The sequence below is a fragment of the Arthrobacter sp. Y3221157 genome (genome assembly GCF_059089865.1).
The window spans coordinates 1-12,734 of sequence record NZ_JBNHFD010000102.1 but is presented as its reverse complement, the minus strand read 5'-3'; the positions used below and the strand labels follow the sequence as shown (position 1 = coordinate 12,734).

10 protein-coding genes are annotated in these 12,734 nt (G+C 67.8%); 3 read left to right on the top strand and 7 right to left on the bottom strand.

Annotated features, from left to right (window positions below; translation table 11 throughout):
* Nucleotides 1-145: 145 nt before the first annotated feature.
* Entirely contained in the window at nucleotides 146-1,477 is a 1,332-nt protein-coding gene (locus tag AC5RTT_RS18070) for an MFS transporter (RefSeq protein ID WP_494146350.1), read from the bottom strand.
* 252 nt (nucleotides 1,478-1,729) lie between these two features.
* Between AC5RTT_RS18070 and AC5RTT_RS18065 the strand changes: the two genes are divergently transcribed.
* On the top strand, nucleotides 1,730-2,464 hold the full coding sequence (locus AC5RTT_RS18065; RefSeq protein ID WP_494146349.1) for an IclR family transcriptional regulator: 735 nt from the start codon (nucleotides 1,730-1,732) through the stop codon (nucleotides 2,462-2,464).
* A gap of 52 nt (nucleotides 2,465-2,516) precedes the next feature.
* Here the strand turns inward: AC5RTT_RS18065 and AC5RTT_RS18060 are convergent, their stop codons facing one another.
* The 4 genes from AC5RTT_RS18060 to AC5RTT_RS18045 form a co-directional block, all read right to left on the bottom strand.
* Nucleotides 2,517-3,842 (bottom strand): MFS transporter, encoded by a 1,326-nt coding sequence (locus tag AC5RTT_RS18060; protein WP_494146348.1) that lies wholly within the window; start codon nucleotides 3,840-3,842, stop codon nucleotides 2,517-2,519.
* A 132-nt stretch (nucleotides 3,843-3,974) separates the two neighbouring features.
* The gene (locus AC5RTT_RS18055; RefSeq protein WP_494146347.1) at nucleotides 3,975-7,070 is read right to left on the bottom strand and encodes an AAA family ATPase; all 3,096 of its coding nucleotides are present in this window, start codon (nucleotides 7,068-7,070) and stop codon (nucleotides 3,975-3,977) included.
* Complete coding sequence (locus tag AC5RTT_RS18050; RefSeq protein WP_494146346.1) at nucleotides 7,067-8,245, bottom strand: exonuclease SbcCD subunit D; 1,179 nt, start codon at nucleotides 8,243-8,245, stop codon at nucleotides 7,067-7,069. The genes AC5RTT_RS18055 and AC5RTT_RS18050 overlap by 4 nt, the downstream gene beginning before the upstream one ends.
* A 57-nt stretch (nucleotides 8,246-8,302) precedes the next feature.
* Nucleotides 8,303-9,250: an MIP/aquaporin family protein gene (locus tag AC5RTT_RS18045; protein ID WP_494146345.1), complete on the bottom strand. Its 948-nt coding sequence runs from the start codon at nucleotides 9,248-9,250 to the stop codon at nucleotides 8,303-8,305.
* Nucleotides 9,251-9,397: 147 nt separating this feature from the next.
* Here AC5RTT_RS18045 and AC5RTT_RS18040 point away from each other — a divergent pair, with 147 nt between their 5' ends.
* Nucleotides 9,398-10,489, top strand: a complete 1,092-nt coding sequence (locus AC5RTT_RS18040; RefSeq protein ID WP_494146344.1) for an ADP-ribosylglycohydrolase family protein — start codon at nucleotides 9,398-9,400, stop codon at nucleotides 10,487-10,489.
* Between the two features lie 31 nt (nucleotides 10,490-10,520).
* On the opposite strand, the gene AC5RTT_RS18035 is transcribed toward AC5RTT_RS18040, so the two are convergent.
* Nucleotides 10,521-11,543 carry a 3'-5' exonuclease gene (locus AC5RTT_RS18035; protein WP_494146343.1) on the bottom strand — a complete coding sequence of 341 codons (1,023 nt, stop codon included), beginning with the start codon at nucleotides 11,541-11,543 and terminating at the stop codon, nucleotides 10,521-10,523.
* Between the two features lie 83 nt (nucleotides 11,544-11,626).
* On the opposite strand from AC5RTT_RS18035, the gene AC5RTT_RS18030 reads away from it, so the two are divergent.
* Nucleotides 11,627-12,403, top strand: a complete 777-nt coding sequence (locus AC5RTT_RS18030) for a VTT domain-containing protein (RefSeq protein WP_494008987.1) — start codon at nucleotides 11,627-11,629, stop codon at nucleotides 12,401-12,403.
* An 87-nt stretch (nucleotides 12,404-12,490) separates the two neighbouring features.
* Here the strand turns inward: AC5RTT_RS18030 and AC5RTT_RS18025 are convergent.
* On the bottom strand, nucleotides 12,491-12,734 hold a 244-nt coding region (locus AC5RTT_RS18025), incomplete at its 5' end, for a non-canonical purine NTP pyrophosphatase (RefSeq protein ID WP_494146342.1).

Here is a 12,734-nt window from a genome sequence, read left to right as displayed (position 1 = left end):
GGGAACTTTGCCTCCATTGCCGGGGCGGGAGTGCTGAAAGGCTTCCATGGCTGATCCCCTGTTCCGGCGCGGTCCGCTGCGCTTTTTCCCCGCCGTCGGCCCCCTGGTTGCTTAGGGGCCGTGAGCCGACCCCTGAAAAGGGCTGTCAGTGGTGGCTGACTCCCAGCGGCCGGCCCTTGGTTTCCTTCGCGAGCACCACACCAATGGCCGAGATGACGCAGAGCACCATGATGTAGATGCCGATGGAGCCCGTCCACCTGGTTGTCTGCAGCAGGGTCTCGGCGATGGTGGCCGCGAACGCGCCGCCCAGGATCGCGCCGAAGGCGTACCCAATGGAGATGCCCGAGTAGCGGACATTCGCGGGGAACATTTCGGCGTACATAGCGGACATGGGGCCGTAGGAGAGGCCCAGGCCGATGGTGAGGACGAACAGGGCCACGCCGTACAGCCAGATGTTCTTCGTGTCGATCAGGGCGAACATGGGAATCATCCAGACAAAAATGATGGCATAACCCGTGAGGAACGTCTTGACCCGGCCGATCCGGTCCGAGAGCCAGCCTCCCGCCAGGGTAAAGATCAGCCAGCCGAACGACGCAAGGGTGGTCGCCAGGAGAACCTGGGGTGTAGGCATCTGCAGGGTCCGGGTGGCGTAGGCGATGAAGAAGGCGATCAGCAGATAGCCGGCCGCATTGTTCGCGATGAAGATCATGGTGGAGTACAGCACCGGCTTTTTGTGGTTCCGGACCAGCTCACCCAAAGGGGCCTTGCTTTCCTGCTTCCGTGCGGCCATTTCCTGGAAAACCGGGCTCTCGGCCACGGCGCGGCGGATCAGGTAGCCAACAACGATGAGGACGATCGAGAGCAGGAACGGCACGCGCCAGCCCCATGCGGTGAAATCTTCCCGTGACATGCTCGTGTTGAGCAGGAACAGCAGGCCGGTTGCGAGGATCATTCCGATCGGCACACCGATCTGCGGGTAGGCACCGAACAGGCCGCGTTTGTTCAGTGGCGCATGTTCAACCGCCATCAGCGCCGCCCCTCCCCATTCACCTCCGGCAGAGAATCCCTGGAGGATGCGGAGAAGGATCAGGAGGACAGGTGCCCACGCGCCGATCTGGGCATAGGTGGGCAGCATGCCGATCAAGGCGGTGGCAGCTCCCATCATCACGAGGGTCATCACCAGAACTGCCTTGCGGCCCAACCGGTCGCCCAGGTGGCCCGCGACGACGGCGCCAAGCGGCCGGAACAGGAAGCTGATGCCGATCAGGGCGAAAGAGAGGATCTGGGCCAGGCCGGGATTCGATGCGTTCAGCGGCGCAAGGAACAGCGGTGACAGCAGCGTGGCGGTCAACTGGGCAAAGATGAAGAAGTCGTACCACTCAATGGTGGTGCCTACGAGGGTTCCGGCGAGGACCTTGCGTTCCTCCCGGCGGGTGCTGGGGCCGGCGAGGGTGTCCACCTTGGACGGTGTGGTCATTGAAACTCCATTGTTCAGTGGCAGCAGTGCCGCCGGGACGCCTTCAGGATTACCGACAGAACGGTCAGTTAGTTAGTAGGGTACTACGAAATTGTGAGGCTTGACACGTGCCCTTTCAAAATTTCGCAGTGGCCATGCTGTGGCTAGGGAATTCCATATGAGAATCCTTGGTTCACATTGCGAAAAAGCGCCCGATCCGGGTCACAATAGGAGCTACGGAAACCCAATCAGCTGGCCCCTAGGATGGAACCCATGACTCCCACCGCCGCCGCCCCTTCAGGAGCCGCGCCGGCGCAGGCTTCCGCGTCCCAAACGCTGTCCAGGGGCATCCGCGCCCTGGAAATCCTCGCCGCTGCCTCCGGACCGCTGACCATCGCGGAACTGGCTGACGCCATGGGAGTACACCGGTCGGTTGCCTACCGGATCCTGCGGACCCTTGAGGACCACTCGCTCCTGGTGCGGGACGACGCCGGCAAAGTCCAGCCCGGGCCCGGGCTGGCCGTGCTGGCGCGCGGGGTTTCGCGGAACCTCCAGGCCGCCGCCCTTCCCGAGCTGACGCACTTGGCCAACACCCTCGACATGACGGCGTTCGTAGCCGTGTGGGACCACCACGACTGCATCACCCTTGTGACCGTGGAGCCCAGGCATTCAGGTGCTACGGTTGCCCAGCACCCCGGCACCCGGCACCCGATCAATGCCGGTGCACCCGGCATTGCCATCCAGTCGGCACTCACGGAAGCCGAATGGGACCGGCTGAACACAGGAATTCCCTACCGCCCGGAGGCGGGCGAGGCACGCCGGAAGGGATACTCGGCCAGCCACGACGAAGTCATTGCGGGCGTATCCTCGCTGGCAGCCCCGGTCCGGGTGCCTGGCGGACGCCCGGCCGCGCTCGCCGTCGTCTATATCCGTTCCGCCCATGATCCGGAGACCGTGGGGGCTGCCCTTGCCGAAAGCGCCGCCCGGATAGAGCGCCAGCTGGCCTAGCGGCAGAGTCAGTTGCCGGCCTCCCGGGCGCGCAGGACCCGGGAGGCCGCGGTCAGTTGCCGGCCTGCCGGGTGCTCAGGACCCTGGCGGCCGCAGCTCCGAGCAGCGCCAGTACCACGGCGGCGCCGACGGGAACCGCGAATGCCGCGTGGTGGCCGCCGGCCTCTGCAAGATAGCCGCCGATGGATGAGCCAAGCGCTGTTCCCGCCACGATCCCGCTGGCCAGGGCGGTCATGACCGTGCCCAGCCGGCCGGCAGGTGCCAGCACGCCGCCGGCCGCGAAAACCGTGACCATGACCGGGCCCACGGGGAGCCCGAGGATGAGCAGGACTGCCACCATGGCGGCGAGCGAGGACGGAACCAGCAGCAGCAGCGCCAGCAGTGCCATCAGCGCAGCAGACAGGATCCACCGCCGGGAGAGCCCGAACCGCTGGGGCCAGTAGGCAACCGAGAGGGCGGCAGCGGCGGAGCTCAGGCCCATGACGGCGTACAGCAGTCCGGCGAGTTCAGATCCTGCCTGGCCGGCCGAGAAGGAACTCAAGGCAGCCTGTGTGGAGCCGAAAAAAGTTCCCATGCAGACCATGGCCGCCACGGGCAGGGCCACCGCCGCGGGGATCCTGCCGGCGCCCATTGTGCCCTGGCCGTCCTTGGTGCCATTGTCGCCCCTGGCGCGTTTCGGGCCCGGCCGCACCGCCCGGTGGGTGGGATGGGCGGCGAAGGCGGGAACCAGGATGATGGTCATCGCTGCAGCAAGCGCCAGCGGAAGCCAGGGAGCCAGGAGGCTGGCAAGGATGCCCACCAGTGCCGGACCCAGGACAAAGGTCACCTCATCCGCAGTGCTTTCGTAGGACAAGGCGGTATCCAGGTCCCGCTTGCCGGCCTTCGCAGGCCCATGCAGTGTCAGGGCCATCCAGCGGACCCGTGCCAGCGGGCCTACCTGCGGGCAGCTGGCGCCGGCGGCGAACGCGGCAGCCAGGATTGCCGGGTGGAAGCCTCCGGAACTGCCCAGGCCCGTGCCTGTGAGGATCAATGCCACCACTGCTGCGGTGTTCATGAGCGCAGAAGCCATCAGGACTGGACGCTGCCCCCACCTGTCGGCAAGGGCACCAAGCACGGGGGCACCCAGGGCTGAGCCGATGCCGACCGCCCCGGCCGCCGTCCCGCCCGCGGCGTAGGATCCGCTGACGGAGGTGATCATGGTGAGCGTGCCGACGGTGAGCATGGCCAGTGGCAAGCGGGCGAAGAGCCCAATGGCGATGAAGCTGCGGCCGGCAAGGTGGGAAAGCCGGGCGAACCGCCCCCGCGGTGGAGTGCCTGAGGAGGAAACCTGGCTGCTGGGGCTGGCAGTGTCTGTGGACGGGGAGGCTGGTGATGTCATTCCGGGCTCGTTCAGTTCATGCGCATCGTCCCTCCTCCCGATGCGCGCAACCCGGTAACTGGACAATTATAGCGGGGAAGTCATAGCGCGCCCCCGGATGCCTCGCGGGCATCCGGGGGCCGGACTGGAGAGTCAGGCCCCAAGATCCGCAGCCTCGGAAATCCGCAGCGTGGACCCGTTCCGGCCCTTCAGCACCTGTAACTGGGTGCCGATGCGCTGCTTCATTTCGCCGACGTGGCTGACGAGTCCCACCACGCGCCCGCCGTCGCGCAAGCCTTCCAGCGCGTCCATGACCTGCTCCAGTGACTGCTCGTCCAGGCTCCCGAATCCCTCGTCCACGAAGAGTGTCTCGATCTCGACGCCGCCTGCTTCCTGCTGCACGACGTCGGCGAGGCCAAGCGCCAGGGACAGGGATGCCATGAACGATTCACCGCCGGACAGGGTAGAGGTATCGCGGCGATACCCGGTCCATTGGTCCACCACTTCCAAACCCAGCCCGGACTTGGCACCCCTGGCGGCCTTGGCATCAGTGTGCTGCAGCAGGTAGCGGCCATCACTCATGGCCACCAGGCGCTCGGACGCAGCGAGGGCCACCTGCTCAAGCCGCGCCGCCAGGACGTAGCTGTTCAGGCTCATCCTGTACGTGTTCTCCCCCCGGCCGGCCGCGGCATCGGCCAAGCCGGCGAGCATCTGTGCATGGTCGGCTGGCCCCCGGACAGACTCGCTCAATGCCTCATACTCTGCGCTGATGGCGGCCAGAGATTCCAGGCAGCGGCCCGCCATGCCGGCCGCGAGCTGGGCATCGCGCGCTTCCTGGCGGGCAGCAGCGGCGGCGTCACGCAAGGCGGCAAACCGTTGCTCGTCAACGGTGAATCCGGCGGCCTGTTCTTCAAGCGCCAGCACGATGTCATCCGACGCGAAGAGTTCGTCCACTCTGGCTGCCTCATCCCGGGCGGCCCGGACCTCATCCTCCAGGACGGCTGCCTGGGCGGAGGGAAGCAGCTGCTGCCTGGCTTCTTCGGCAGTAGCGAAGCCGGCCTCAGGCAGCGCCAGCTCCAGCTGTTTCCGGGCGTCCGCGGCCTGCGTCCGCGCACGCTCCAGTTGTGCCGCGGCCTCCACGGCCTTGTCCAGCACAGCAACGGCGTCCTCCAATGACCGCAGTCGATGGGACAAGGTGCGGTGGCCGCCGCGCAGCTCCGACAGCGCCTGGTCCAGCGAGGCAGACTGCCCAGACAAATCTGCCAGGGAGCCGTTTGCCTGGTGCAGTTCCGCTTCCATCCCGGCCTTTGACGCCTGGCCGGCGGCGAGGTCTGCATCCAGGGCATCCAGACGGGTCCTTACTGCCGCAAGTTCCTTGACTGCAGCGTCCGCTTCGGCGGCCGCGGCACGGGCCGCTTCCGCGCCGCCCAGGGCTTCAGTTTCGGGTGTGTCCCCACCCTGGCCTGCGAGGACAGCCACCTGCTGGTTCGCTTCAGTCAGTTCTGCACTAACCAGGGCGAAGGCGGCTTCTGCAGCTTCATAGGCGGCGTGGGCGGCGTCCTCCTCCTGGGCCAGGCCCGGGCCTCCGGACCCGGCAGCGACGGGGGCGGGATGGTCGCTGCTGCCGCAAACCGCGCACGGCTCACCCTCGACCAGCTGCGCGGCCAGCTCGGCAGCTGCGTTTGCCAGCCGCTCTTCCCGAAGATCCAGCCACCGGCGTTTGGCTTCCAGCTGGTTGTCGCGGGAGGCGTCGTACCGCAGCTTCACGGAGTCACGGGCTGCGGCAGCCGCAGCGTGCCGGCGGACAACGTCCAGCAATTCAGTGGCCGCTGCCGCTTCCTTGGTCCGCAGCGCGGCGGTGCCGGCGTGCTGGACCAACCGTTCCAGGCCGCCCGCTAGCCGGTCGCGTTCTTCCTGGAGCGATGCCAGGCGGTGGTCCAGTCCGGAGATCCCTCCTTCCAGTTCCTGTTGCTTCCCGGCCAGCCGGTTCTGTTGCTTGCGGAGGGCCTGCAGCCTGTCCTCGTCCGGCAACCTTGCCTCGACGACGGCCAGGAGCGAGCGCAGGCGCCCCAGCTCCCCAGCGGCAGCCGCAGCGCCGGCACCGGCCAGCCCTGCACCCCGCAAACCAGGATTATCCTGGCGAGGCTCTTCGGCCCAGCCTGGATCCAGCCGTGCAAGCTCACTGCTGTCTTCCGCGGCGAGGCGAAGCAGGGTGATTGCGGATTCGGCGGCGCCGGCGGCATTCCTTACCCTGGCCTCGGCCGCGTCCACGCCCTTCAGGTGCCCGTCGAGGACCGCTGCCTGCCGGTGGCGCGCCAGGCGAAGGACCAGGCTTTCCAGCCGCGGCGCGGTCTCCTGGACAGCTGCCCGGCGGGATCCTGCGGTCTTAAGCCTGCGGCACCGTTCTATCCTGGCGCCTTCTTCATCAACGGCGCGCGCCTGCGTGCCGCTCTCTATGTCGGCCGCCTTTGCCAGGTCCGTCAGGTGGGCCAAGCGTTGCCCGGCTGCATCGCGCAGCCATTCCAGCCGTGCGGCCATATTCTCAGCGGGCGGGGCGTCTGCCGCATCCAGCTCCACGGCGGCTGCTTCGGACTCTGCCCGTGCCGCGAGGACTTCGAGTTGCCCGGCCAGGGCAGAGACTTTCTCCCTTGCCTCACCTGCCTGGCGCGAGAGTTCCTGTTCCAGTGCCTCAAAACGCTGGGTGCCGAACAGTTTTTGCAGCAGCTCCAGCCGGTCCGCAGCCTTTGACCGCAGGAATGCGGCAAAGTCGCCCTGCGGAAGCATCACCACGCGGGTGAACTGTTCCCGGTCCATGCCTAGCAGGGCCAGGATCTCCGCTCCGGCCTCGTCATTCCGTGCCGATTTCTCCACCCACGCGCCCTCCACGAGCTCCCGAAGGAGCGTCTTGGCCTGCTGCGTGGTGAACCCGTTCTTGCCCCGCGTACTGGGCTTGTCCCAGGCCGGCGAGCGCGTCACTTCAAACCGCCGCCCCTGTGCCGAGAATTCACAGCTGACCGCTGGCTCCTGTCCGGGTTCAGCATGGTCGCTGCGCAGCCGCTTGCCGTCCTGGCGGGCCCCGGGAACGGACCCGTACAGGGCAAAGCAAATGGCATCCAGGACGCTGGTCTTTCCGGCGCCGGTGGGTCCGTTGAGAAGGAACAGCCCGTGGCCGCTCAGCCGGTCAAAATCGATTTCTTCGGTGCCGGCAAAGGGGCCGAAACCGGAGATGCGCAGGTGGTGGATCCTCATCGTGAACCCTCCAGGGAACGGACGTTCTCGAGGGCGGCGGCAAGGGCTGCTTGCTCAGCCGCGTCCGGGACTCGGCCGCGCACGTGTTCGAGGAACCCGCAGCACACGGCGAGGTCGTCCGGTGCCTCGGCGAGCCTGCTGCTGTAGGTGGCGGCACTGGCGGCTGTCCCGCCCTGGGGGTCGAAGCCCAGGACCAGGGTGTCAGGAAACCGCGCCCGGAGCCGGTCCATTGCCCGGGCGGGCCGTTGCGCGTCCGTGAGGGTGATCTGGCAGTAGGCGGTTTCCGCCCATCCGTGCTGCAGCGACTCCAGGAGGTCCTGCAATGGACCCCGCAGGACAGCCAGGGTGCGGGGTGCTTCGAACAGCACTTCGTCCACGCCCTTGACCCCATCCGCGCCAATGTCCACCAGCCAGGCCCCTTTCCGGTGCCGCGCCTCTGAAAAGGAATAGGCCAGCGGGGATCCGGAATACCGCACCTCCGGGGACAATGCCTGGCGGCCGTGCAGGTGGCCGAGGGCGGTGTAGCTGAAACCCTCGAAGAGGTCCAGGGGGACGGCACCCACTCCCCCGATGCTGAGATCGCGTTCGCTGTCCGAGCTGATTCCGCCGCTGGCGAAGGTGTGGGCCAAGACCACCGGGTGGACAGTGAAGGTGGCCGCACGGCGCTCAATGTCTTCGCGGATGAGCCTTGTGGCAGCCTGGGTGACCTCGAAGTGGCTGGCCGTCTGCACGCCCAGCTGCCCCGCGACAAGTCGGGGCTCAAGCCAGGGGATGCCGTAGATGGCCAGTACGGCTTCCTTCCCGGCCGGGTCCGCGCCGAGTGGCAACAGCAATGGCTCGTCCAGGTTCTCCACACGGGTCCGGACGTGCACGCCCCCGCGTTCCAGCAGCCGCGCGGCAAAGCCGAGGCGGATGGCGGAGTCGTGGTTCCCGCTGGTCAGCACCACCTTGGCGCCAGCCGACGTGAGCCGGACCAGCGCCTCGTCCAGCAGGTGGACCACGTCCACGCCCGGCAGGGCGCGGTCGTAGACATCACCGGCGATCAGGACAACATCCACCTGGTGCCCGGCGACCGCCTCGACGAGCTGGTTGATGAAGGCGCGCTGGGACTCCAGCATGCCCACGCCGTGGAAGGAGCGGCCCAGGTGCCAGTCCGATGTGTGTAGTAACCGCATATTCCCAAGCTAGCGGGAGCCACTGACAGTTTGCGCCACCGCCGCAGCTGCCGGCTTTCAGCCCTTCTTGCCCTCGAAGAATTCCTGTGCCTCGCTGGGGCCGCCGTCCCTGTCCCTTTCGGAGAGTGACGTTTCCCCTGCCGGGGCGGCCAGGGGCGCTGCGCGGCCTTCGTCGTCGGACATATCCAAACCGCCGGGCTCGCCAGGTTCGGCGCCTGCCTGCGGTTCTGCAACTGCGCCTTCACCTGCCGGATCAACACCCCGGAAGGTGCGGAACACCAGGCCGGCGATGGCTGCGCCGGCCAGCGGCGCGGCAAGGAAAACCCACAGCTGTTCCATCGCCCAGCCTGAGCTGAAGAATGCCGATGCGGTGGCACGCGCCGGGTTGAACGGCAGGTTGCCCACCGCCTGTCCCAGCTGCAGCAGGGCCGCGAACGTCAAACCAACGGCTACCGGCGCAGCGGCGCTGGTTGCCCGGCCGCGGGCTGCTGCGCCGAGGAACACGGAGACGATGATGGCGGCGCCGAGGACTTCCAGGAGCAGCACGGCGGCCAGTGGCGCCTGGACGATGGAGTGCTCGCCAAAGCCGGCGGTGACTGTGTCGAACGCCGTGCGGCTGTCCGCAATCCCGGGAAGGGTCCGCAGGACCGCGTAAAGCGCCAGTGCTCCCAGTGACGCCCCGGCAAACTGGGCCACCACATAGGCACCGGCAGCCCCGGCACGGATGCGTCCCGCCAGGAGGTGCCCCAGGGTGATGGCCGGGTTGAAGTGGCCACCCGAAACGTGGCCGAACGCGAGCATGGCCGCGGTGACGGCCAGGCCTGCGGCGAGCGCTGCAGGCATGGGGCTGGACTGCGGGATGCTGAACAGCGGCACCCCCAGGCCGGCGACGGCCAGGAACAGGCTGCCGAACCCCTCGGCAGCCATCCTGGGCATCAGTCCAGGCCGGACGGCGTCCGGGCTGCCGTTCAGGGCGTCGGGTCGGGCTGGAATGGGGGTGCTCATCGTGGAACCTTCAAGTCGGTGTTCATGCGGGTGCTGCCGCCAGGCAGCCTGAACATTATTCCAGCCCAGGCTGGAGGTTTGCTGGGCGGCCCGGAGCGAGCAGGACGCCGGCGGGAACGGGTCCGGGTGCCACGGTAAATTTACTGCATGAGCATCCACGCCGGCGCACCCGCACCCACTTTGAAGTCACGCATCCACGGTTCCCTGCTGGGCGGCGCGCTGGGCGATTCGCTGGGTTACGCGGTGGAGTCCGACGGCATGGACGAGATCCGGCGCCGCTTCGGCGCGGACGGGCTCACCGGCTTTGAAGCATTGTCCGGCGGCAGCCACTTCTCGGACGATACTCAGCTGACGCTCTACACCGTGGACGGGCTGGTGGAGGCGCTGGAGTGGGCCAACTCGGGTGTGGGGGCGGACGTCAACGCCTGCCTCTGGCTCGCCTACCTGCGGTGGTTCGCCACCCAAGGCGAGACCGCCCCGGCCTCTGCCCCCGTTCCACAGCCGCGCTGGATCGATGGACACACCGTGCTGCACGAGCGCCGGAACCCCGGCAAGGCCTGCATCTCAGGGCTGGCTACCGGCGAGATGGGCACCGCGGCGCGCCCGGTCAATCCGGAGTCGAAGGGCTGCGGCACGGTGATGCGGTCGGCACCGTTCGGGCTGGTCCCGCACATCACGCCCGACGCCGTGTACAAACTGAGTTTTGATGCCGCTTCCCTCACGCACGGCCATCCGTCCGCCCGGCAAAGTGCCGGGATCTTCAGCCTCCTGATCCACAGGCTGGTCTCGGGCGAGGGGCTGGCGGAGGCGGCAGCCGGCGTAGCGGCGCATGCCGCAACCATCACCGGCGTGGCCCCCGAACTGCCGGAACGGCTGCAGGCTGCCCTCCACCTGGCACACAAGGGCATCGTTGAGCCGGAGGAACTGACGCAGGCACTGGGCGGAGGCTGGGTGGCTGAGGAGGCGCTCGCCGTCGCACTCTACGCTGTGTTGGCCACCGTCCCGGGTGAGGCTGCCGGGCAGGATTCACCGGCCGTCCGGCACTTCCGGGACGCCATAACCCTGGCCGTCAACCATGGCGGCGACAGCGACTCCACCGCCTCCGTGGCCGGGAACATCCTCGGCGCCCACTACGGCGAGGACTGCCTGCCCGGCGACTGGCTTGAAGCCCTGGAGGCCCCCGACGTTATCCGCGGCATGGCGGACCTCCTGGTCCGCGTCACTACCGGCGAAGGCTGATTCCGGCAGGCGCGGGAGCACCCGGGCCCGCCTAGACGGTGGCCGGTTCCGCCGCGGGCACCATCTGAAGGAACTCGCCCTCGGACAGCACCTCAATAGCCTGGCCCCGCTCATGGAGCTCCAGGACGCGGCGCGCCTTGCCTGTCAGCCTGCCCGAACGAAGGTCCGAGGCCACGAAGCCGTCACCCACCACCAGGACAGTGGTACGCCCGGTCACCCGGCTTTCGGTCCGCGCCCCCACCTCGGCGCTCCTCACTTTCGCCTCGGGGCGCCCGATGGACAGCTGACCCGTGAAGACGACGGTCTGGCCGAACAACGGATGCCCGGGCCCGGCGTCGGGGTTGGGTTCGGGGTTGATGCCTTCCTCGGGCCAGCCGGAGCGGAAGGGCCGGGCCAGCGCCGCACCGTTGCCGGATGGTCCCGGCAGCGACATGCCGGCGACGGCGGCAAGGCTGGGTTTGGACAGCGGATCCACCGCCGGGTCGAAGGCCTGCTGCCGCGGCACCGCGAGACCCAGGGAAAGGTAAAGTTCGGCGATGCTGTTGGCACTGTTGCGGCGGGCGATGTCGATGAGGATCCCCGCGCAGGCCCGGGCGTCCTCCGCGGCGTCGTGGTGCTTGACCAACGGCACGCCGGCTTCCTCGGCGGCGAACGGCAGAGAGTTGGACACCAGCGAATAGCACCGCCGTGACAGCATCACCGTGCAGACGTAATCGTAGGCTGGCCCCGGAAGGCCGGACACCTCCAGGGCGGAGCGGATAACGCCGAGGTCGAACGCCGCATTGTGGGCTGCCAGCACGTCGTCGCCGATGAATGCCCCGATTTCGGCGAACAGGTCCCCGAACCGCGGCCGGTCCGCAACGTCTGCGGCACTGATGCCATGGATCCGGACGTTGTGGAAATCGAAATGGTCGTGGTTCCGCGGCGGCCGCATCAGCCACGCGGCCTCGTCCACAATCCGGCCGCCCCGCACTTTGGTGAGCCCCACTGCGCAGGGAGAGCCCCTGAAGCCGTTCGCCGTCTCGAAGTCGATTGCAGTAAAGTCCAAACCCACGGCCCCCACCTTACCGCCGCGGGCCCGCGGGGCCCTGCAGGCACAGACCCGTCAAGTACCCTTGGAGGGTGAACTTTCCTGTGATGAACGACCTCGCCGTGTCCATGCTGGGCGGGGCAGGACCGGTCCAGCCGCAGCTGGCCTCCTTCCTGCCCGACTGGCTGAACCCCCAAGTCTTCCTGGCCGATCCAGCCCTTGCCCCTTGGGTGGTCCTGCTGGTCTGCGGCATCGTCTTCGCGGAAACCGGCTTGCTGGTGGGGTTCTTCCTGCCCGGTGACTCCATGCTGTTCACCGCCGGTCTGCTGGTGGCCACGGACACCATCAAGTTCAACGTCTGGCTGTTCGCGCTGCTGATTGTGATTTCCGCCATCATCGGCAACCAGACCGGGTACCTCATCGGTTCCAAAGCGGGACCGGCCATCTTCAACAAGCCCAACTCCAGGCTCTTCAAGCGCGAGAACGTTGAAAACGCCCACGCGTTCTTCGAAAAGCACGGCGGGAAGGCGCTGATCCTGGCCCGGTTCGTTCCCATCATCCGCACGTTCGTCCCGGTCATCGTGGGTGTGGCCCAGATGAGCCGCAAGAAGTTCTTCCTGTACAACGTCATCGGGGCCGTGCTCTGGGGCGGCGGCGTCACCCTGCTGGGCTACCTCCTGGGTGACCGCATACCGTGGATCCGGGACAACCTGGACATCATCTTCATCGCCATCGTGCTGGTTTCGGTCCTGCCGATCGGCATCGAGGTTCTCCGCGGCCTGTCCGCCAGGCGCCAGGCAGCAGCCTACGGCACCGACCCCGTGGACGAATTCATCGAGGAGCACGCTCCCGAGGACGAGCAGAAGACGCGGCGCCTTCCCTAGGCAGCCAGTCAAACGCAGAGGGTGCGCTTCCCCGGCCGGGGCAGCGCACCCTCTGCGTTTAAGGCCTGCGACCGAAGCAGGCCCGGGTCAGGAATCCGCGGGCCGCAGCGCCTCCACGATGGACGGCAGCAGGGCACGGAAGGCCTTGCCGCGGTGGCTGATGGCGTTCTTCTCCTCTGCGGACAGCTCCGCGCAACTGCGCTGCTCCCCCACGGGCTGGAGCACGGGATCGTAGCCGAACCCGCCCTCGCCGCGCGGCTGGCGGAGCAGGACGCCCTCCAGCTGCCCGTACTCCACCACCTCCCGCCCCGGCCCGCCGTCCGTTGCGGGC

Bases quoted from the DNA above. Each gene is read 5' to 3' on its own strand.
- AC5RTT_RS18060 (WP_494146348.1), bottom strand. From the start codon at position 3,842: ATGACATCACCAGCCTCCCCGTCCACAGACACTGCCAGCCCCAGCAGC.
- AC5RTT_RS18055 (WP_494146347.1), bottom strand. From the start codon at position 7,070: ATGAGGATCCACCACCTGCGCATCTCCGGTTTCGGCCCCTTTGCCGGC.
- AC5RTT_RS18030 (WP_494008987.1), top strand. From the start codon at position 11,627: ATGAACGACCTCGCCGTGTCCATGCTGGGCGGGGCAGGACCGGTCCAG.
- AC5RTT_RS18065 (WP_494146349.1), top strand. From the start codon at position 1,730: ATGACTCCCACCGCCGCCGCCCCTTCAGGAGCCGCGCCGGCGCAGGCT.
- AC5RTT_RS18040 (WP_494146344.1), top strand. From the start codon at position 9,398: ATGAGCATCCACGCCGGCGCACCCGCACCCACTTTGAAGTCACGCATC.
- AC5RTT_RS18070 (WP_494146350.1), bottom strand. From the start codon at position 1,477: ATGACCACACCGTCCAAGGTGGACACCCTCGCCGGCCCCAGCACCCGC.
- AC5RTT_RS18045 (WP_494146345.1), bottom strand. From the start codon at position 9,250: ATGAGCACCCCCATTCCAGCCCGACCCGACGCCCTGAACGGCAGCCCG.
- AC5RTT_RS18050 (WP_494146346.1), bottom strand. From the start codon at position 8,245: ATGCGGTTACTACACACATCGGACTGGCACCTGGGCCGCTCCTTCCAC.